This window comes from Nocardioides sp., from assembly GCF_014360585.1.
In the GTDB taxonomy this organism is placed as follows: Bacteria; Actinomycetota; Actinomycetes; order Propionibacteriales; family Nocardioidaceae; genus Nocardioides.
This window is the reverse complement of the sequence record NZ_JACIXG010000069.1, coordinates 1-19,866: the sequence shown is the minus strand read 5'-3', so window position 1 is coordinate 19,866 and position 19,866 is coordinate 1. Positions and strand designations below refer to the sequence as shown.

The 19,866-nt window shown below is 69.0% G+C and carries 22 protein-coding genes; 20 read left to right on the top strand and 2 right to left on the bottom strand.

Annotated features, from left to right (window positions below; translation table 11 throughout):
• Positions 1 to 12 precede the first annotated feature (12 nt).
• From H5T77_RS19455 to H5T77_RS19430, 6 genes are all read left to right on the top strand, one after another.
• Complete coding sequence (locus H5T77_RS19455) at positions 13 to 1,086, top strand: amidohydrolase family protein (RefSeq protein ID WP_292652036.1); 1,074 nt, start codon at positions 13 to 15, stop codon at positions 1,084 to 1,086.
• Between the two features lie 173 nt (positions 1,087 to 1,259).
• Complete coding sequence (gene rpsP, locus H5T77_RS19450; protein WP_292652034.1) at positions 1,260 to 1,760, top strand: 30S ribosomal protein S16; 501 nt, start codon at positions 1,260 to 1,262, stop codon at positions 1,758 to 1,760.
• 5 nt (positions 1,761 to 1,765) lie between these two features.
• On the top strand, positions 1,766 to 2,008 hold the full coding sequence (locus tag H5T77_RS19445; protein ID WP_292652032.1) for an RNA-binding protein: 243 nt from the start codon (positions 1,766 to 1,768) through the stop codon (positions 2,006 to 2,008).
• 212 nt (positions 2,009 to 2,220) lie between these two features.
• Positions 2,221 to 2,793, top strand: a complete 573-nt coding sequence (gene rimM / locus H5T77_RS19440; RefSeq protein ID WP_292652030.1) for a ribosome maturation factor RimM — start codon at positions 2,221 to 2,223, stop codon at positions 2,791 to 2,793.
• The gene (gene trmD / locus H5T77_RS19435; protein ID WP_292652028.1) at positions 2,790 to 3,962 is read left to right on the top strand and encodes a tRNA (guanosine(37)-N1)-methyltransferase TrmD; all 1,173 of its coding nucleotides are present in this window, start codon (positions 2,790 to 2,792) and stop codon (positions 3,960 to 3,962) included. Before rimM ends, trmD begins: the two co-directional genes overlap by 4 nt.
• Positions 3,963 to 4,115: 153 nt before the next feature.
• Positions 4,116 to 5,372 (top strand): ammonium transporter, encoded by a 1,257-nt coding sequence (locus tag H5T77_RS19430; protein ID WP_292652026.1) that lies wholly within the window; start codon positions 4,116 to 4,118, stop codon positions 5,370 to 5,372.
• A gap of 63 nt (positions 5,373 to 5,435) precedes the next feature.
• Here H5T77_RS19430 and H5T77_RS19425 read toward each other — a convergent pair whose 3' ends face one another.
• Complete coding sequence (locus H5T77_RS19425) at positions 5,436 to 6,647, bottom strand: Fic family protein (RefSeq protein WP_292652025.1); 1,212 nt, start codon at positions 6,645 to 6,647, stop codon at positions 5,436 to 5,438.
• Positions 6,648 to 6,939: 292 nt separating this feature from the next.
• Here H5T77_RS19425 and rplS point away from each other — a divergent pair, with 292 nt between their 5' ends.
• The 8 genes from rplS (at position 6,940) to H5T77_RS19385 (ending at position 13,532) form a co-directional block, all read left to right on the top strand.
• Positions 6,940 to 7,290: a 50S ribosomal protein L19 gene (gene rplS, locus H5T77_RS19420; RefSeq protein ID WP_292652023.1), complete on the top strand. Its 351-nt coding sequence runs from the start codon at positions 6,940 to 6,942 to the stop codon at positions 7,288 to 7,290.
• Positions 7,291 to 7,366: 76 nt separating this feature from the next.
• On the top strand, positions 7,367 to 8,269 hold the full coding sequence (lepB, locus tag H5T77_RS19415) for a signal peptidase I (protein WP_292652022.1): 903 nt from the start codon (positions 7,367 to 7,369) through the stop codon (positions 8,267 to 8,269).
• Positions 8,266 to 8,958 (top strand): ribonuclease HII, encoded by a 693-nt coding sequence (locus H5T77_RS19410; protein WP_292652021.1) that lies wholly within the window; start codon positions 8,266 to 8,268, stop codon positions 8,956 to 8,958. Before lepB ends, H5T77_RS19410 begins: the two co-directional genes overlap by 4 nt.
• Before the next feature lie 27 nt (positions 8,959 to 8,985).
• Positions 8,986 to 9,294 carry a DUF2469 domain-containing protein gene (locus H5T77_RS19405; protein ID WP_179657015.1) on the top strand — a complete coding sequence of 103 codons (309 nt, stop codon included), beginning with the start codon at positions 8,986 to 8,988 and terminating at the stop codon, positions 9,292 to 9,294.
• Positions 9,295 to 9,422: 128 nt separating this feature from the next.
• Positions 9,423 to 9,788, top strand: coding sequence for a YraN family protein (locus H5T77_RS19400; protein ID WP_292652020.1), 366 nt, complete (start codon positions 9,423 to 9,425; stop codon positions 9,786 to 9,788).
• Positions 9,788 to 11,371: a YifB family Mg chelatase-like AAA ATPase gene (locus tag H5T77_RS19395; RefSeq protein ID WP_292652019.1), complete on the top strand. Its 1,584-nt coding sequence runs from the start codon at positions 9,788 to 9,790 to the stop codon at positions 11,369 to 11,371. The genes H5T77_RS19400 and H5T77_RS19395 overlap by 1 nt, the downstream gene beginning before the upstream one ends.
• A complete protein-coding gene (gene dprA / locus H5T77_RS19390; RefSeq protein ID WP_292652018.1) occupies positions 11,368 to 12,540 on the top strand; it encodes a DNA-processing protein DprA in 1,173 nt (390 codons plus the stop codon). The genes H5T77_RS19395 and dprA overlap by 4 nt, the downstream gene beginning before the upstream one ends.
• Before the next feature lie 29 nt (positions 12,541 to 12,569).
• On the top strand, positions 12,570 to 13,532 hold the full coding sequence (locus tag H5T77_RS19385) for a tyrosine recombinase XerC (RefSeq protein WP_292652016.1): 963 nt from the start codon (positions 12,570 to 12,572) through the stop codon (positions 13,530 to 13,532).
• A 323-nt stretch (positions 13,533 to 13,855) separates the two neighbouring features.
• Here the strand turns inward: H5T77_RS19385 and H5T77_RS19380 are convergent, their stop codons facing one another.
• Positions 13,856 to 14,479 carry a peptidoglycan DD-metalloendopeptidase family protein gene (locus H5T77_RS19380; protein ID WP_292652014.1) on the bottom strand — a complete coding sequence of 208 codons (624 nt, stop codon included), beginning with the start codon at positions 14,477 to 14,479 and terminating at the stop codon, positions 13,856 to 13,858.
• Positions 14,480 to 14,900: 421 nt separating this feature from the next.
• Here H5T77_RS19380 and rpsB point away from each other — a divergent pair, with 421 nt between their 5' ends.
• The 6 genes from rpsB (at position 14,901) to H5T77_RS19350 (ending at position 19,817) form a co-directional block, all read left to right on the top strand.
• Entirely contained in the window at positions 14,901 to 15,848 is a 948-nt protein-coding gene (rpsB, locus tag H5T77_RS19375) for a 30S ribosomal protein S2 (protein WP_292652012.1), read from the top strand.
• A 49-nt stretch (positions 15,849 to 15,897) separates the two neighbouring features.
• The gene (gene tsf, locus H5T77_RS19370) at positions 15,898 to 16,707 is read left to right on the top strand and encodes a translation elongation factor Ts (RefSeq protein WP_292652011.1); all 810 of its coding nucleotides are present in this window, start codon (positions 15,898 to 15,900) and stop codon (positions 16,705 to 16,707) included.
• Positions 16,708 to 16,874: 167 nt separating this feature from the next.
• A complete protein-coding gene (gene pyrH, locus H5T77_RS19365; protein WP_292652010.1) occupies positions 16,875 to 17,588 on the top strand; it encodes a UMP kinase in 714 nt (237 codons plus the stop codon).
• A 64-nt stretch (positions 17,589 to 17,652) separates the two neighbouring features.
• Complete coding sequence (frr, locus tag H5T77_RS19360; RefSeq protein ID WP_292652053.1) at positions 17,653 to 18,207, top strand: ribosome recycling factor; 555 nt, start codon at positions 17,653 to 17,655, stop codon at positions 18,205 to 18,207.
• A 176-nt stretch (positions 18,208 to 18,383) separates the two neighbouring features.
• Positions 18,384 to 19,289 carry a phosphatidate cytidylyltransferase gene (locus H5T77_RS19355; protein ID WP_292652009.1) on the top strand — a complete coding sequence of 302 codons (906 nt, stop codon included), beginning with the start codon at positions 18,384 to 18,386 and terminating at the stop codon, positions 19,287 to 19,289.
• A gap of 129 nt (positions 19,290 to 19,418) precedes the next feature.
• Positions 19,419 to 19,817, top strand: a complete 399-nt coding sequence (locus tag H5T77_RS19350; RefSeq protein ID WP_292652007.1) for a hypothetical protein — start codon at positions 19,419 to 19,421, stop codon at positions 19,815 to 19,817.
• Positions 19,818 to 19,866: the final 49 nt, after the last annotated feature.

The window sequence follows — 19,866 nt, the reverse complement described above, 5'->3', positions numbered from 1 at the left end:
AGCCTGCGTCACATGACTGCTCTGCGCTTCTCCGGCCCGGTCCTTCCCGATGGAGAGGTGCGGGACCTCTACGTCCTCGACGGCCGCATCACCTACGAGCGGCCGTGGGGGGCCGAGACCGGCGCCTCCGGCTGGATCGTGCCCGGTCTCGTCGACGCCCACTGCCATATCGGCCTCGGGCCCGACGGCGCGGTCGACCAGGCGACGGCCGAGGCCCAGGCGATCGCCGACCGTGACGCCGGCGCGCTGCTCCTGCGCGACGCCGGCTCTGCCGCCGACACCCGCTGGGTCCAGGCCCGCGAGGACCTGCCCCGGCTGATCCGCGCCGGCCGCCACATCGGACGTACGAAGCGCTACATGCGCAACTACGCCGACGAGGTCGAGCCCGACGGCCTCGTCGAGGCCGTCGAGCGGCAGGCCCGCTCCGGGGACGGTTGGGTCAAGCTCGTCGGGGACTGGATCGACCGTGCCGAGGGAGATCTGAAGCCGTCCTTCCCCGCCGAGTCGTTCGCCGAGGCGATCAAGGTCGCCCACGACAACGACGCGCGCGTGACGGCGCACTGCTTCGGCAGCGAGGTGCTGCCCGGGTTGATCGAGGCCGGCATCGACTGCATCGAGCACGGCACCGGGCTGACCCCCGACCTCGTCGAGACGATGGCCGAGCAGGGGACCGCGCTGGTCCCGACCGTCGCCCAGCTGGAGATCTTCCCCGACCTGGCCGCCGCCGCGGCACCCAAGTTTCCGACCTACGCCGCCACGATGGAGGACCTCTACGCCCGCCGTCGCGAGACCATCATGAGCGCCTACGAGGCGGGCGTCGCCCTCTACGCCGGTTCTGACGGAGCCGGGGCCCAGCTGCACGGCGTCCTCCCGACAGAGGTCCTCGCCATGCACCGGCTCGGTCTTCCGGCCGACGTCGTCCTCGGTGCCGCCTCCTGGCGAGCCCGGGAGTGGCTCGGCCACAACCCGGGCCTCGCCGAGGGAGACCCCGCCGACTTCGTCGTCTACGACACCAACCCCCTCGAGGATCTCGGCGTCCTCGCACGGCCGGCTGCCGTCGTACTCCGGGGGAAGATCTACGCCTGACCAGGCTGAGATTTCGTCGGTTCCGGGGACCTCTGGCAAACTGAGATGTGTGTCCTGTGCGCAGGGACCCTCTCACCCAGCGCAGCAGTGCCAGCCGAAGGTGCCTGACGGGTGTCCCCACACCGACACGGGCCTCTTCACCCATATTCGATTCCAAAGGAATACCACCAACAGTGGCTGTCAAGATCCGCTTGAAGCGCCTGGGCAAGATCCGGGTTCCGCAGTACCGCATCGTCATCGTCGACTCGCGCAAGAAGCGTGACGGCGCTGTCATCGAGGAGATCGGTCTCTACCGTCCCAAGGAGGAGCCGAGCTTCATCCAGGTCGACTCCGAGCGCGCCCAGTACTGGCTCGGCGTCGGCGCTCAGCCGACCCCGGCTCTCGAGGCGATCCTCAAGGTGACCGGCGACTGGCAGAAGTTCAAGGGCCTCCCGGGTGCCGAGGGCACCCTGCGGTTCGCCGCGCCGAAGCCCGACAAGCTCGAGCTCTTCAACAAGGCTCTCGCCGAGGCGCACGCGTCGGCTGGTTCCGAGGCTGTCACCAAGAAGGCCAAGAAGGACGAGAAGGCCGACAAGGTCGAGGAGCCCAAGGCCGAAGAGCCGAAGGCTGAGGAGCCGAAGGCCGAAGAGCCCAAGGCCGAGGAGACCCGGGCCGCCGCTGAGGCCGAGGCCTGAGCAGCATGCTCGCTGAAGCTCTCGAGCACCTCGTCCGAGGAGTCGTCGACAACCCGGACGAGGTGAGCGTGCGCGACAAGCAGCTTCGTCGCGGCTCCGTCCTCGAGGTCCGGGTCCACCCCGATGACCTCGGCAAGGTGATCGGCCGCGGCGGTCGCACCGCCAGCGCGTTCCGCACCGTCGTCTCGGCGCTGGCCGGCAAGGGCGGCGCGCGGATCGACTTCGTCGATGTCGACGGCGGTCGCTGAGCACCGGCTGTTCCAGCTCACGACGGGCGCCACTCCCTCGGGGGTGGCGCCCGTTGCTGATTTCGGCGACCGGATCGCGTGTAACACGTCGTTCGTAGGACTACTCGCCCTTTATAACGACCGGATAGTCCTACGAACAGCGTGTTACACCCGGCTCGGCCGCCCGCGCCGAGGAGTTCAGCCCGGCGTACGCCACCCTCTAGGCTCACCTCGTGGAGTTGATCGAGGTGCTGGTCGGACGGATCGGCAAGCCGCATGGGATCCGTGGGTTCGTGACCGTCGAGGCGCGCACCGACGAGCCTGACCGGCGGTTCGCCGAGGGCAAGGTGCTGCGGGCGCAGCCGCCGAAGGGATCGGCGTACGCCGCCGAGCAGCTGACCGTCGAGGGCGCCCGCTGGCACGGTCAGGTGCTCCAGGTCGCCTTCGAGGAGATCACCGACCGCAACGAGGCCGAGGCCGCTCGCGGGACCCTGCTCTTCGCCGACGTCCCGGCCGAGGAGACTCCCGAGGACCCCGACGAGTACTACGACCATCAGCTCATCGGCCTGACCGCCTTCGACGAGGAGGGCCGCGAGCTGGGCACGGTGAAGGCGCTCGTCCACGGCGGTGCCCAGGATCTGCTGACGATCCGCACCCCTGACCGCCGCGACGCGCTGGTGCCGTTCGTGAAGGCGCTGGTGCCTGTCGTCGACCTCGCGGAGAAGAAGGTCGTCATCGCCGACCGGCCCGGCCTGGTCACGCCGTTCGCCGAGGACGAGAACGAGGACGAGGATGAGGCCAAGTGAGGCTCGACTACCTCACCATCTTCCCCGAATATCTCGCGCCGCTCCGGCTGAGCCTGCCGGGCAAGGCGATCGAGTCCGGCCTGCTGGACCTCCAGGTCCACGACCTGCGCGCATGGGCGCACGACAGGCATCGCACCGTCGACGACACCCCCTACGGCGGGGGCGCCGGGATGGTGATGAAACCCGAGCCTTTCGGTGAGGCCTTCGACGAGCTGGCGATCGACGGTGCGACCGTCATCGTGACGACCCCCAGCGGCGAGCCGTTCACCCAGGCTCTGGCCCGGGAGCTGTCGACCCGCGACCGACTGGTCTTCCTGCTCGGCCGCTACGAGGGCATCGACCAGCGCGTGCTCGACCACGCCGCCACCCGCGCGGAGGTCCGCGAGATCTCCCTGGGCGACTACGTGCTCAACGGGGGAGAGGTGGCCGCCATGGCGATCACGGAGGCTGTCGTACGCCTTCTTCCCGGCTTCATGGGCAACGCCGAGTCGCTCCTCGAGGAGTCCCACGAGGACGGCCTGCTGGAATACCCGGTCTACACCAAGCCGGCAACCTGGCGTGATCTCGAGGTCCCGAAGGTCCTGCTCAGCGGCGACCACAAGCGCATCGCGCAGTGGCGCCACGAGCAGGCGGTCGTCCGGACCTCCGTACGCCGCCCCGACCTGCTCCACGCTTCCCAGGCGGCCGGGCTGGGCGAGGGGGAGCGGTGGGAGATCGTGCCCGCCGTACGCGCCGACGTACCGGAGCTGCACACGCTGCAGCTCGCCTGCTGGGTGCAGGAGATGCACGACAACCCCGGGGTCCCGATCCCGCCGCTGCACGAGTCGCTGGAAGACACCGTGCGTGCGCTGGAGACCCACGACGTCTACGTGGTCCGCTCCGCCGGGCGGCTGGTCGGCTCGGTCCGGGCCCGGCTCATCGGTGACGTCTGGGAGATCGGACGGCTGATGACCGCCCCGGACATGCAGGGACGCGGTCTCGGTCGTCAGCTGCTGGACCACATCCAGGCGGTCGCCCCGGCAGGAACCAGGACCCACCAGCTCTTCACCGGCGCCAAGAGCGAGCGCAACCACCGGATCTACAAGAAGGCGGGCTTCCGGCTGCGCCGGGATCTCGAGGCCCCGCCGGGCGCCGTCATCTTGACGAAGACCCATGGATCTCGCCGCTAGCGGATCCGCAACCGACAACACTGTTACGTTCCTGTAACACCAGGCATCGGTCTCTGAAACGAAGCATCGCGACGATTCCGGGCAATACGTACGACGAGCGACGTGGCTCGCGTGACGTCACAGCCCGGTCCCGAGACTTCTATGAGGCACTGAATGTCTGTCGAACTAGCATGGCAACTCCTGTGCGCGGCCCTGGTCATCTTCATGACCCCCGGCCTCGCCTTCTTCTATGGCGGTCTGGTGAAGGCCAAGTCCGTCGTCTCGATGATGATGTTGAGCTTCGGCTCGATGGCCGTCGTCACGATCCTCTACGTCCTCTACGGTGGCACCGGCATTGCCGGCAACGGCACCAGCGGTGGCACCAAGCTCTTCGGCAACCCGTTCGAGGACTTCGGGATGACCGACCTGGTCGCCACCGCGGGCAGCGGTGACGCCGGCAACCTCTTCGGCGGACACGCCTTCCTGGTCGCCTTCTGCATCATCACCGTCGCGCTGGTCTCGGGTGCGGTCGCCGACCGTGCGCGCTTCTGGCCGTGGATGATCTTCGCGGTCTTCTTCTCCACCCTCGTCGTGTTCCCGACCTTCCGCTGGATCTGGGGCGTCGACGCCGAGGGCAACTTCTACGGCTGGCTCGCCAACAACGTCTACGGCCTCGGCGGCTCCCTCGACTGGGCCGGTGGCACCGTGATCCACCAGTCCGCCGGTGCCGCGGCGCTCGCGCTCGCCCTCGTGCTCGGTCGACGCAAGGTCGGCTTCTCCAAGGAGGAGACGGTCGCCCACAACGTACCGCTCGTGCTGATCGGTGCCGCGATCCTGTGGTTCGGATGGTTCGGCTTCAACACCGGCGTCTTCGGTGCCGACGAGGGCCAGACCTCGCTGATCTTCCTCAACACCATCGTCGCCCCGGCCGCCGGTCTGATCGGCTGGATCGTCGTCGAGCAGTTCAAGGACGGCAAGCCGACCGCCGTCGGCGCCGCGTCCGGCATCGTCACCGGTCTGGTCGCCATCACGCCGGCCTGTGCGTTCGTCAGCCCGGTCTGGGCCTTGGTCCTCGGCCTCGTCGCCGGTGCCATCTGCGCCCTGGCCGTGGAGCTCAAGTTCAAGCTCGGCTTCGACGACACCCTCGACGTCGTGGGCATCCACCTCGTCGCCGGGTTCATCGGCTGCATCTGGGTCGGCATCTTCGGCATCGAGGCGCTCACCGGCGGCAGCCTGGTCTTCGGTGGCAGCTTCAAGCTGCTCGGCGCCCAGGTCCTCTCCTCGCTCACCGTGATCGCCTTCTCGTTCGTGGTGGCCTTCGTCATCGGCATGGCGATCGAGAAGACCATCGGCTTCCGCGCCAAGGAGGAGGACGAGGTCGCCGGTATCGACACCGTTCTCCACGAGCCGGGTTACTCCGAGCTCGGCTGATCGATCACCTCGACTGCGAGGCCCGCCCTGGTTCGCCGGGGCGGGCCTCGCGGTGTACGAGACCTACCGCGGCCCGTACGGCAGCTGCCGGGCCTGGTGCTGGATGCGGGCGCTGAGGTCCTCGACCTCGCCCAGGACCGCCGGGGCGAGCCACACGGGGGAGCGGCGGCTGCGCTTCGCGCTGACGAGGACCCCGGCCCGCTCCAGAGCCTCGATCGTCTCGGTGGCGTCCTCGAGGCCGAGGCGCTCGGCGACAAGAGGGGCGTTGAGGATGGGCTCCTCGGTGAGCAGGTCGAGAAGACGGTACGCAGCAGACCCCGGCCGCGGGTCGCCGGCCGCCCCGCCCCAGCCGCGCCGGATGCGGTCCAGCGCTTCGGCCGTCTTCCACGACTCGGTCGTGGCGATTGTCGTCGAGGCGGCGAGCATCGCGATGATCGTGGCCGCGGTGCCGGCGCGGTAGTCGTTGAGAGCGGCGAAGTAGCGGTCGCGGTGGGCGACGAGCGCCGACGCGATCGGCACGGCCAGGTGGCGGGAGGCACGACGCCGGCGGAGGACGGCGTGGATGAGGGCTCGACCGATGCGGCCGTTGCCGTCGATGAAGGGGTGGATCGACTCGAACTGGGCGTGCGCGATCGCCGCCTGGGCGATGGGAGCGAGATCGTCGCGGTTCGCGAAGGCGACCAGGTCCTCGATGTAGTCGACCACCGTCTCCGGCGGGGGCGGCACGTGGAGGGTGTCGCGGGGTGCGTAGTCGGAGCCGCCGACCCAGTTCTGGACGGTGCGGAACCTGCCGGCAGTGGCCGCCTCGTCGAGATGGCGGCCGAACAGGTCGCCGTGGGCACGCAAGATCGCGTCGGAGGTGATCTTGCGGGTCGTGTCGGCCTCCTGGATCAGCCGCTCCATCGCCTGGGTGGCGGAGGCCATCGAGACCGCCGAGGCATTGGCCCCGATCCCCAGCAGCGCCCGTCCGTAGTCGGCCAGGCTGGCCTCGACGTGCTCGATCTTGGAGGAGTCGATCGCCTCGGTGCGCAGCTGCAGGTGGTTGAGGCCGGCCATCGTCCGCCCGTGGACCAGGTCGAGGTGGCGTAGCGCGCCTGCGCTGGCGGTCGTCATCGCCGCCACCGGCCGCTCCAGGGCGAGGTCGAGGTCGGCGATGTGGGGCGGCAGCGCCACCGTCACCTCACGGAGCATCCGGTCCGCGCGGGGGCCGCGCGGGATCCGCTGCCGATAGGGTCGCGTCACGTAGGTGTGCGGTGCCCAGTCGGTGTCGGTCACGGACGCATCCTTCCACGTCAGCGGGCGCTGCGTACGTCTTCGCGCTCCGCGCGGTCGCTCCCTCGCTCAGTCGTCTCGATTCTCGGCGGTCCACGGCGCTGTGGCAGACTTGTGGGCCGGTCCAGTCGGCCGAAAGCACGCTCCGAAGAAGACACCCGGAGGTGTCGCGCCAGGCTCCTGCCACAGGGGGAGCCGTGCGCCGCCGGCCAGTGCGGCTGGGCCACCGCCAAAGATCGCCCTGACCAGGGCATTGATGACCGCGATCGACCTGTGGCGAGCGTGAGGAGAAAAGATGAGCAACGTACTCGCTGAGGTCGGCAACGCCTCCAAGCGCGACGACCTGCCGGCGTTCCGCGCCGGTGACACCGTCAAGGTCCACGTCAAGGTCGTCGAGGGCAACCGGTCCCGCGTCCAGGTCTTCCAGGGCGTCGTGATCCGCGTCCACGGGTCCGGCATCGGCCGCACCTTCACCGTCCGCAAGGTCTCCTTCGGCGTGGGCGTCGAGCGCACCTTCCCGCTGCACTCGCCGATCTTCGAGCAGATCGAGGTCGTCACCCGTGGTGACGTCCGTCGCGCGAAGCTCTACTACCTGCGCAACCTGCGCGGCAAGAAGGCGAAGATCAAGGAGCGCCGCGAGGCGTGAGTCGGGAGGTCTGAGGGTTTCCTGAGCATTGCGAGTCGATGAGGCTCGTTGTGGAGGGAGTCTCTAGACTCACCGCGTGACTTCGAACGACCGCGATCCCTCCGTCGGCGTCGGGCCCCAGGCCCGTTGGGGCGGGCCCGAGACAGGGGGATCGCGGTCGTTCTCGTCTTCGCCCCAGGCTCCGCGCCGAGCCCCCGAGCAGCACAGCCCGAGAACCGGTCCGCGCCGCGAGGAGGAGACCAAGCCTCGGCTGTCGGCCTGGCAGGAGGGCATTGTCCTGGTCGTGCTGGCGGTGCTGGTCGCGATCATCGTGAAGGCCCTGTTCGTTCAGGCCTTCTACATCCCCTCCGAGTCCATGGAGCCGGCCCTGCAGGGTGGTCCGTCGGTGGCGACCGACGACCGGGTGCTGGTGGAGAAGCCCTCCTACTGGCTCTCGGGCACACCTCAACGCGGTGATGTCGTGGTCTTCTCCGACCCCGGCTCGTGGCTCGGTGTCGACGAGTCGGCCGGCCCCGAGAACGTACTCGGCAAGACGCTCGCGGTCATCGGCCTCTATCCCGAGGGCGGCCATCTGGTGAAGCGCGTGATCGGTGTCCCCGGTGACGTCATCGAGTGCTGTGACAAGCAGGGCCGGCTGATCGTCAACGGCGTCCCGATCGACGAGGTGTACGCCCGGCCCTCCCAGACCAAGTGCGGCCGCCCCAACAAGGAGGGCGAGTGCTTCGGGCCGATGCCCGGCACCCGCCGCTGGGAGGTCGGTCCGGTGCCCGCCGGGTCGTTGTTCGTGATGGGCGACAACCGGGCCAACTCCGCCGACTCGACGGTGCACATGTGCACCGCCAAGGAGACCGACTGCGCGATGGTCCCCTGGGTGCCGGAGGACAACGTGGTCGGCAAGGTCGTCGCGCTGGGCTGGCCGCTGGACCGTGCGAAGTGGATCCACCGGCCCAAGAGCTTCGAGGACGTGCCGGCACAGTGAGCAGTGCGCCTACCTTGCGAGTCGAGCGCTCCATGCTTCGTGGTGGCGTCACCCATCTCGGTGCCGTCGACGAGGTGGGGCGGGGCGCTCTCTGCGGCCCGGTCTCGATCGGGATCGTGGTGATCTCGGCGGCGACCCGCACAGCACCCCAGGGCGTACGCGACTCCAAGCTGCTCACGCCCGAGGCCCGCGAGCTGCTCGCGCCGAAGGTGCGCCGCTGGGCCGTCGACTCCGCAGTCGGACATGCCCTGGCCTCCGAGATCGACGAGGTCGGGATCATGGCGGCGATGCGGCTGGCGGGGCAGCGAGCGCTGGGTGCCCTGGACGTACGTCCCGACGCGCTGCTCCTCGACGGCAACCACAACTATCTGACCCCACCGGCGCAGGAGGGGCTCTTCGGTGAGGTCTCCGCGATGGTGGACGAGGTCGAGGTGCCGCCGGTGACGACGATGATCAAGGCAGACATGAAGTGTGCCGCGGTCGCCGCCGCCTCCATCCTGGCGAAGACCTCGCGCGACGCGCTGATGGTCGCGCTCCACGAGGAGTACCCGGACTATGCGTGGGCCGACAACAAGGGCTACTCCGCGCCCGCCCACGTCGCCGCGCTCGAGCGCCTCGGACCCTCGGCGTATCACCGGCGCTCGTGGAGTCTTCCCGGTTCTACGCGGGAACTGGCTCTAGAGTCGTGACATGAGCGAGCGCGAGCGAGCGGCGGCATGAGCGCGGAGGATCTCGAGAAGTACGAGACCGAGATGGAGCTGACCCTCTACCGCGAGTACCGCGACGTGGTCGGCATCTTCAAGTACGTCGTCGAGACCGACCGCCGCTTCTATCTGTGCAACCAGGTCGATGTGCGGGCGCGTACGGACTCGGGGGACGTCTACTTCGAGGTGTCGATGAACGACGTCTGGGTGTGGGACATGTATCGGCCGGCCCGGTTCGCGAAGGCGGTCAAGGTGCTCACCTTCAAGGACGTGAACGTGGAGACGCTCAACCCGACCGACATCGACGAGCCGTTGGACTGACCTCGGGCCAGTTGCCGTCCACAGGGTGATCTCGATCCTGGGTTATCCCCAGGCGCCCTGGAACCGGCCCGGATTGTCGGTGCTCGCGATGAGTGTGGACCTCGAAGCCGAATGGCAGGAGGTCCAAGATGAGTTCAACGGCACCGGCGCGGATCGCGCTGGGAAACTACGGCGAATCGGTCGCCGAGAGGTATCTGGTCGAGGCCGGCATGACCGTGCTCGACCGCAACTGGCGGTGCGTCGACGGAGAGATCGACCTGGTCCTTCGCGAGGACGACACCCTCGTCGTCTGCGAGGTGAAGACCCGCAGCCATGACGGGTGCGGGACGCCGCACGAGGCGGTCGACAAGACCAAGCTCGATCGGTTGAAGCGGCTGGGGATGGCCTGGCTGCAGCAGCACGATGCGCAAGCCCCCGGGATCCGGATCGATCTGGTCGCGGTGATGCATGCGCCCCGGGGCTCGGCGCTGGTCGAGCACGTCAGGGGCCTGTGATGGGGTACGCACGAGCTCACGGCGTCGCGCTTCGCGGCGCGGTCGGCCATCTGGTCGACGTGCAGGCCGACGTCTCGCCGGGTCTGGTGGGGGTGACGCTGGTCGGTCGCGCCGACAGCGTGCTGGCCGAGGGCCGCGACCGGGTGCGGATGGCGATCATCAACTCCGAGCTGGAGTGGCCCGCGACCAAGCGGATCACGGTGCTGCTCTCGCCTGCCGACCTTCGGAAGGGCGGCTCGCACTACGACTTGGGGATGGCGCTGGCGATCCTCGCGGCCAGCGGCGAGATAGAGCCCGCCGGTCTCGAACGCACGGTCTTCATCGGCGAGCTGGCTCTGGACGGAGGGCTGCGACCGACCTCCGGAGTGCTCCCGATGGTGCTCGCCGCCTCCCACGCCGGGATCGCCCGGGTGGTGGTGCCGGAGCCGCAGGTGGCCGAGGCGCGGATGGTTCCCGGGATGGAGATCCTGGGTTTCCGGTCGCTGGGTCAGGTGGTCGCGGAGCTGCGCGGCGAGCCGGTGCCCGACGCGCCTCCGGTCGCGACCGGCACCGGCGGCAGCCTGCTCGGCTGGCGAGGTGACCGCAGGCTCGACGACATGGACATGTCCGACCTTCGAGGCATGCCCGAGACCCGCTACGCGGTCGAGGTCGCGGCCGCGGGCGGACACCACCTGCTGCTCAAAGGACCGAAGGGTTGCGGCAAGACCTCGATCGCCGAGCGGATCCCGACGATCCTGCCCGATCTGTCTCGTGAGGAGTCGCTCGAGGTGATGGCGGTGCAGTCGCTGGCCGGAGTGCTCGACGTGGACCGAGGGCTCCTCACCCGGCCCCCGTTCGCGGCTCCCCATCACGACGCCTCGAAACCGGGCATCGTCGGTGGCGGCAGCGGCCGGGTCCGTCCGGGCCAGGTCTCGCTCTCCCATGCCGGTGTCCTCTTCCTCGACGAGTTCCCGTTGTTCAAGAGCGACGTCATCGAGTGCCTGCGCGAGCCGCTCGAGAGCGGCGACATCACCGTCTCCCGCGGGGAGGAGTCGGTGACGCTCCCGGCGCGCGCCCTGGTGGTGCTCGCCGCAAACCCTTGCCCGTGCGGCAACTTCGACGCCTCGGTCACCAAGGACGGCTGCATCTGCCGGTCCAACGAGCGACAGGCCTATGCGCGCAAGGTCTCCGGACCGATCACCGACCGCATCGACATCAGCCGCACGCTGCGACCCATGTCCGAGCAGAACCACGACCCGTGGGGCTCGGAGGCCAGCGCCGACATCCGCGAACGGGTCACGCAGGCCCGGCGTCGACAACGCGAGCGTTACGCCGACTTCGGGTGGCGGCTCAACGGTCAGGCCAGCGGGATCGCGCTGCGCGACAACTGGCCGCTGCCGCCATCTGCCGAGGCGCTGATCGACTCACGCATCTTCTCGGGTGCCCTGACCCGTCGTGGGGCGGTGCGAGTGCACCGGCTCGCCTGGACGGTGGCCGACCTGGCCGGGGTCGACTGGCCGGGCGTCGCCGAGACCGAGACGGCGCTCGCGCTGCGCAGCGGCGGCTCGCTCACGGTCGCGGCGTACGAGGGGAGGTCGGCATGACCACAGCGTCCGTCGCTGCGACCTTCACCGACCTCGAGCGCGAGCGTCTGGCCCGGATCGCACTGACCCAGCTGATCGAGCCCGGCACCCCGTTGCTCGACAGCTGCATGGTCGGAGCCACCGCGACCGAGGTGTACCGGCGCTTCGCCGAGGAGGACCCCGAGCTCGGCGACGACGGACTCGAAGCGAGAGCGCGACTGGCCCAGATCCACCCCGACCGCGACCTGGAGCGGGCGACCAACGCCGGGTTCCGCTACGTCATTCCCGGGGACGAGGAGTGGCCTGTCCAGGTCGAGCGGCTCGCCGGACAGGAGCCTCTGCAGTACCGCACCGGCACCCCGCTCGGCCTGTGGGTGCGGGGGCCGCTCCTGCTCAGCGACCTGGACCGCTCGGTCGCCATCGTCGGGTCCCGAGAGGCGACGGCCTACGGCGCCGACGCCGCGGCGCGGATCGCCGCGGACCTCGCGGTCAACGACTTCGTGACGGTCTCCGGGGCAGCGGTCGGCATCGACGCGGCCGCCCATCGCGGCGCCCTCACCGGCCCGCCCGGGAGCACCGTCGCCGTGCTCGCGGGCGGTGTCGACGTTCCCTATCCGCTGCGCAACCGGCGCCTGATCGACGCGATCGCCGAGAGCGGTGCGGTGATCTCGGAGATCGCGCCCGGATTCCCGGTCACTCGTTATCGATTCCTCTCCCGCAACCGGATCATCGCCGCCCTCGCCCGCGGCACCGTGGTCGTCGAGGCGGCGGCGCGCAGCGGGTCCCTCAACACCTCCCACTGGGCCTACAGCATCAACACGCCCGTCATGGCGGTGCCGGGCCAGGTGGGGGCGATCACCTCCGTCGGGACCCACGACCTCCTGCGCAGCGGCAAAGGTGTGCTGGTCACCGACGGTCTCGACGTACGCGAGCTCGTCGGCGACGCCGGCGAAGCCCTCCCCGCGGAGCCCCGTGGGCCCGTACGCCGGCGCGACTCGCTCACCTCCATCGAGAAACAGGTCCTCGACGCGGTCCCGGTGACCAGACCGTCATCGCAGCTCGACATCGCGAGGTCGGCGTGCCTTCACCCGAAGACCGCGGGCACCGCGCTGACACGGCTCGAGGCGCTCGGCCTCGCCGAGCGGTTCCCCGACGGGTGGCAGCTGGCGCCGGGCGCGGCTCGCACCTGAGGCTCCGCTCAACATCTAATCTGGCTCAGGTGAGCGCAGATCCCGATGAAGACCAGGAGGGTGGGTCCGCGGAGGCGGATCTCCCCGAGGTCTACGCCGCGCTGCTCGGGGACTACGAGCGACACCTCGGCGCCGAGCGTGGGCTCTCCGACCACACCGTCAGGGCCTATCTGGGCGATGTCCGCAGTCTGCTCGACCACGCCGGCCGGATGGGCTGCACCGGTCCGGAGGCGATCGACCTGCGCACCTTGCGCAGCTGGCTGGCCAAGCAGCAGACCACCGGCCACTCGCGGACGACGCTTGCCCGGCGCGCCACCGCGGCCCGCGTCTTCTGCGCATGGCTGTTGCGCACGGGCCGGGCGCAGGTCGACGCCGGCGCCGCACTCGGCTCCCCGAAGGCCCATCGGACGCTCCCACCTGTGCTCCGTCCCGACGAGGTCGAGTCGCTCATCGCCGCCGCCACAGCCGCCGCCGAGGACGGCACCGCCGTCGGGATGCGCGACGTCGCTGTGCTGGAGATGCTCTACGCGACCGGGGCTCGGGTCGGCGAGCTCGTCGGCCTCGACCTGGACGACGTCGACTACGAGCGGCGGGTCGTGCGGGTGCTCGGCAAGGGACGCAAGGAGCGGATGGTGCCTTTCGGTGGTCCCGCGGTGCGAGCGCTCGATCGTTGGGTCGTCCGTGGTCGCCCACAGCTGCTGACCGAGTCCTCCGGCCCAGCGCTGTTCCTCGGTGCTCGCGGCGGTCGCCTCGACCAGCGTGCAGTACGCACCCTCGTCCACCGACGCCTCGCCGACGTCCCCGGTGCCCCCGACCTCGGTCCCCACGGACTCCGCCACAGCACCGCCACTCACCTCCTCGAGGGCGGCGCCGACCTCCGCTCGGTCCAAGAGCTCCTCGGCCACGCCAGCCTGGCCACCACCCAGATCTACACCCACGTCAGCAGCGACCGGCTCCGCAAGGCCTACCGTCAGGCCCACCCCCGCGCCTGACCTGCCGAGACAGTAGAAGTGGCGGGCCGAATGTGTAGTTGTGGCGGTCGAGAAGTGAGTTGTGGGCGACGAAAGTAGAGTTTCGTCGCCCACAACTACCGATACGACCCGCCACAGCTACACATTCGCCGGGGCGTACGCGAGATCACGTACGCCGCTCACGCTGTCGTGCGGACGCGAGGGCACTTCGTGTCGGAGAGTGTGAGGGCGGTCCAAGAACGCAGTCTGCGGTTTCCGCCGGCGGTCTCGCTGACCGCGCTGACGATCGCGGTCGTTCTCTCGGGCTACAAGCCCTGGGGATGCCCCCGGTTCCGTGAACGTGCCTATCGGACCGGATCACCCCGCCAGAGGGGGAGGAGCCGGACCGGTCGCGGTGCGTCGACGAGCAGCAGCGGGTCGAGATAGACATCGTCCGCGTTGCGGATCCAGCCCCAGTGCAGGCAGGCGGCCGGGAAGCAGTGGGAGCCGGCGACGCCGAGACGGCCCAGCGGTGCACCGGCGGCGACCGGGTCCCCGGCGGCCACCGTGGCCACGACCGGCTCGTAGGTGGTCCGCGTGGCATCGTGGTCGACGCTCACCACCGGCTTGCCGGCGATGACTCCGACGAATGCGACCGTCCCAGCCATCGCGGCGCGAACCACCGCACCCGGCGATCCGGCCAGGTCCACGCCGCGATGGCCGGCGCCCCACGGGGCGTCTGGAGGGTCGAAGCGCCGCACCACCTCCGGCTGTGGTGCCAGCGGCCATTCGCCCTGGGGGACCTCGTCAGACATACCGACCGGACTCGGACCCTCGTCGTGACCCGCTGCCCCACCCAACGAGGCACCGGACGGCGCCACCTCGGCACGCGGCGTTCCGAGAGCTGGGCCTGTCGGGGCGATGAGGACGACGAGAAACAGGGCCGCGACGAGGGTGCGGGCCCGGTCGGAGAGGCGATACGAGGTCATGCCGAGCAGACAACCCCGGATCGACGACCCGCACAACGGGCTTCGTACGCCCTGTGGATAACCCTGTCTCGAGATACCCCTGTGGACACTGATCGGCCCGCACCGACGTCGGTCCCGGCGGATTGGCCCGAGATGCCGGTCGGCGGCTAGTCTTGGATCGGCAGCCCCCTGTGGGCTGACTTCGCACGCCAGCAGACCGCGACGGTTTCTCGCTCCGAGAGGCCGATCGCCCGCGGGCGCGGCCCTCAGTCCCGAGCAGCACGCTCAGGTCGGACCGCGTGCAGGCGTCAGGGCCCATCATCACCGATGGGCGCGAAACTGAAAACCGATCGGCTCGCGCCGACACCCGCCCGACCTCGAGAAACGCAAGGTCGAGCCCCAGCGGTGCAAACGCGGGCCACCACCTAGGAGAAAAAACATCATGGCAGTCGTGACCATGCGCCAGCTCCTCGAGAGCGGCGTCCACTTCGGACACCAGACCCGTCGCTGGAACCCGAAGATGAAGCGGTTCATCCTCACCGACCGCAACGGCATCTACATCATCGACCTGCAGCAGTCGCTGGCCTACATCGACCGCAGCTTCGCCTTCGTCAAGGAGACCGTGGCCAAGGGCGGGACGATCATGTTCGTCGGCACCAAGAAGCAGGCCCAGGAGGCCATCGCCGAGCAGGCGACGCGCGTCGGCATGCCTTACGTCAACCAGCGCTGGCTGGGTGGCATGCTCACCAACTTCCAGACCGTGCACCAGCGGATCAACCGCCTCAAGGAGCTCGACGAGGTCGACTTCGACGACGTGGCCGGCTCGGACCGCACGAAGAAGGAGCTCCTGCAGATGAAGCGGGAGCGCGACAAGCTCGACAAGACCCTCGGCGGCATCCGCGAGATGGGCCGTACGCCGTCCGCCGTGTGGATCGTCGACACGAACAAGGAGCACCTGGCAGTCGAGGAGGCCCGCAAGCTGCGGATCCCGATCGTCGCCATCCTCGACTCCAACTGCGACCCCGACCTGGTCGACTTCCCGATCCCGGGCAACGACGACGCCATCCGCGCCGTCGGCCTGCTGACCCGCGTTGTCGCCGATGCCGTGGCCGAGGGCCTCATCGCCCGCTCCGGTGGCAAGAGCGAGGGCACCGAGGGCGCCACCGCCGAGGAGCCGCTGGCCGAGTGGGAGCGCGAGCTCCTGGCGACCCCGGCCGCTGAGGAGACCAAGGCCGAGGAGACCCCGGCTGCTGAGGCCACCGAGGCCCCTGCCGAGGAGACCAAGGCCGAGGAGACCCCCGCCGCTGAGGCCACCGAGGCCCCTGCCGAGGAGACCAAGGCCGAGGAGACCCCGGCTGCTGAGGCCACCGAGGCGCCCGCCGAGGCCTGAGCCTCAGCGTCCACTTAAGAGCCACTTAACAAGTCAGAGGAAGACACACATGGCTTACACCGCTGCCGACGTCAAGAAGCTCCGCGAGCTGACCCAGGCCGGCATGATGGACTGCAAGAAGGCGCTCGACGAGGCTGACGGCGACTTCGACAAGGCCGTCGAGATCCTTCGCGTCAAGGGCACGGCGAAGGCCGCCGCCCGCGCCGCGGAGCGCACCACCTCGGCGGGCCTCGTCGCCGCCTCCGGCAACGCGCTGGTCAGCCTCCTCTCGGAGACCGACTTCGTCGCGAAGAACGAGGGCTTCGTCGCGGCTGCCCAGCAGATCGCTGAGGCTGCCGACGCCAACAAGATCAACGACCGCGAGGCCCTCAAGGCCGTTGCGCTCGGCGACAAGACCGTCGGCGAGACCGTCGAGGAGCTCGCCCGCACCATCGGCGAGAAGATCGAGCTCGGCCAGGTGGCCTACTTCGAGGGTGAGACCACGGTCTACCTGCACAAGAAGGCCTCAGACCTGCCGCCGAGCCTCGGCGTCCTGGTCTCCTACGAGGGTGACGAGGCGGCCGCGAAGCAGGCCGCCCAGCAGGCTGCCGCGCTCAAGGCGCAGTACCTCACCTCCGACGAGGTCCCGGCCGACGTGGTCGAGGCTGAGAAGGACGTCCTCACCAAGAAGACGCTCGAGGAGGGCAAGCCCGAGGCTGCCGTCGCCAAGATCGTCGAGGGTCGGATCAAGGCCTTCTTCAAGGAGATCGTCCTGCTCGACCAGGAGTCGGTCTTCGAGTCGAAGAAGTCCGTCAAGCAGGTCCTCGACGCCGCCAACACGCAGGTGAAGCAGTTCGCCCGCTTCGACGTCGGCGCCTGATCAGAGCCTGGCCCGCGCGCACAGCGCGCGATCCGTTAGGTTGAGCAGCAACGTACGACGAAAGGAGCCGGTCCGATGATCCGTCTGGTCATCATCGGACCGGCTCTTTCGTACACCGAGAACACCGGCACAGCCCCGCACGACGTCGCCCGAGGAAAGGCCACGGTATGACCCGCTACCAGCGCATTCTGATCAAGCTGTCCGGAGAGAACTTCGGCGGCGGCGAGGTCGGCGTCGACCCCATCGTTGTGGCCTCGATCGCCAAAGAGATCGCTGCTGTCGCCGCCTCCGGCGTGCAGGTCGCGATCGTTGTTGGTGGCGGCAACTTCTTCCGCGGCGCCGAGCTGCAGCAGGCCGGGATGGACCGTTCCCGCGCCGACTACATGGGCATGCTCGGCACAGTCATGAACTGCCTCGCGCTGCAGGACTTCCTCGAGAAGGAGGGAGTCGACACCCGGGTGCAGACCGCGATCACGATGGGCCAGGTCGCCGAGCCCTACATCCCGCGCAAGGCCATGCGTCACCTCGAGAAGGGCCGGGTCGTGATCTTCGGCGCGGGCTCGGGCATGCCCTACTTCTCCACCGACACCGTCGCCGCCCAGCGTGCGATGGAGGTTCACGCCGAGGTCGTCCTGATGGCCAAGAACGGGGTCGACGGTGTCTACACCGCCGACCCGAAGAAGGACCCGACGGCTACGAAGTACGACGAACTCACCTTCAACGAGGCGCTGCAGAAGCAGCTCAAGATCGCCGACGCCACCGCGTTCGCCCTCTGCATGGAGAACAAGATGCCGATCGTGGTCTACGGCGCGGAGGACGAGGGCGCGATCTTCCGGATCGTCCAGGGTGAGAAGATCGGTACGCTCGTCACCGCTGGCTGAGCGACACGAGCCCACACGCCACCCCACACCCACCACACTTACGAGCGCACAGGAGCATCCGGTGATCAACGACATCCTCAACGAGGCCGACAGCAAGATGGTGAAGTCGGTGGAATCCACGCGTGAGGACTTCGCCACGATCCGCGCTGGGCGGGCGACCCCGCAGATGTTCAGCAAGATCCTGGTCGACTACTACGGCACCCCGACGCCGATCCAGCAGCTGGCCTCGTTCACCAGCCCCGAGCCGCGGATCATCAACATCGCCCCGTTCGACATCGGCGCCATGGCCAACGTCGAGAAGGCCATCCGCGACTCCGACCTCGGCGTCAACCCGTCCAACGACGGCAAGATCCTGCGTGCGGTCTTCCCCGAGCTCACCGAGGAGCGCCGCAAGGAGTACATCAAGCTCGCCAAGGAGAAGGCTGAGCAGGGCCGCGTCTCGGTGCGCCAGGTGCGCCAGAAGGCCAAGCAGAATCTGGAGAAGCTCGAGAAGGACGGCGAGGCCAGCAAGGACGACGTCACCGGTGCGGAGAAGCGCCTCGACGGCCTCACCAAGAAGCACACCGACGAGATCGACGAGATGCTCAAGTCCAAGGAAGCCGAGCTGCTGGAGGTTTGAGCCTGTGACCCTGCGAGCGAAGCGAGCAGGGTCACAACGCGAAAAGATCGAGCGAGCGCAGCGGCTGAGCTTGCGAAGCCGCGAAGCGGGTCGAGATCTACTCCTCAGCGAACGATCTCGCCGAGATCTGAGGCCCCAGACTGCTGGCCTACTGCTGGCCTATCACCCACGGACGAATGACTGAGCTTCCCATGACCCAGACGCCGCAGCCCTCTTCACCGGCCCCCGAGCCGCCGAAGAAGGACTACGGCCGCGCCGGCCGCAACCTGCCCGCCGCGGTCGGCTCCGCCGTCGTCCTCCTGGTCGCCATCGCGCTGAGCCTGTTGTTCGTGAAGACGGCGTTCATGCTGATCGTCGTCGGCTGTGTCGTGGCCGCGGTCTGGGAGCTCCACCGGGGCCTGATGGCCAAGGACATGGACGTCCCCGAGCAGCCGCTGATGATCGGCGGCACGGTGATGGTCCTGGTCGCCTACTTCCTCGGCGCGGACGCGCTGGTGACCGCCACCGCGGTCTCGGCTCTGGTGATCATGCTGTGGGTCCTGCGGCGCGGCGTCGACGGCTACGTACGCACGTCTGGCGCGGCCGTCCTCACGCTGTTCTACCTGCCGTTCCTGGGTTCTTTCGTCGGGCTCATGCTCGGCGAGGGCGGCGGCTGGACCTCGGGCGGGCTCTCGGACGACGGCGTACGCGGCATCATCGTCTGGGTCCTGCTCACGATCATGTCCGACATCGGCGGCTACGTCGCCGGGGTCCTCTTCGGCAAGCACCCGATGGCTCCGGTGATCTCGCCGAAGAAGTCGTGGGAGGGCTTCGCCGGATCCATGGTCTTCACTGTGGCCGCCGGCGTCGTCCTGGTCGTGTGGCTGCTCGACGGGTCCTGGTGGATCGGTGTCGCCCTGGGCCTGGTCGTCTGTGTGATGGCCGTTCTCGGCGACCTGGTCGAGTCGGTCATCAAGCGCGACCTCGGCGTCAAGGACATGAGCCAGATCGTCCCGGGCCACGGCGGCCTGATGGACCGCCTCGACTCGCTGCTGGCCACCATCGCCCCGGTCTGGCTGATCCTCCACTACGCCGTCTTCTGATGCTCTTCCTCGTGCCTCCCGCCCTGGTGCGATGACGGGGGGGCATGCCTGACGTCATCCAGGTCTGAGATTCGGCACTCCCGCGATTCTTTACCCAACGAGCACGGGGTCGAGCGTTACGGTTGAAGCGTGACCCAGCGGCCCACGGACCTCGACGTGGACTCCGATCCAGACGTCGAGGCAGATCACGACCCGGAGGGGGAGTCCTCGGGGTCGGGTGGGCTGTGGGCATGGCTCCACGACTCGCATCCCACCGTGGCTGCCCTGGTCGGGTTCTACATCGGCCTGGCCTACGCGATCCTGGTGCCCGGCACCTGGGGCGCTCTGCTGACGTGGGTGGCCGGGCCGGAGCGGGCCGAGGAGCTGTTCCCATGGGTGGCGCTGACCCTGCTCGTGCCGCTTGCCCTGCTCATCCCGCGCAAGACCCGCCGGCTGGCCCAGTTCGTCTGGCTGGGGATCATCCTGACCGTGCTGGTGGTCGTGGGCGTCGGCGCCCTGGTCTTCTGGATCCTGCTCAAGACGGGCTGACCGGGCTGAGCGGATCGAGAGTTAGTCGTACGCCAAACCCCGGTGGGAC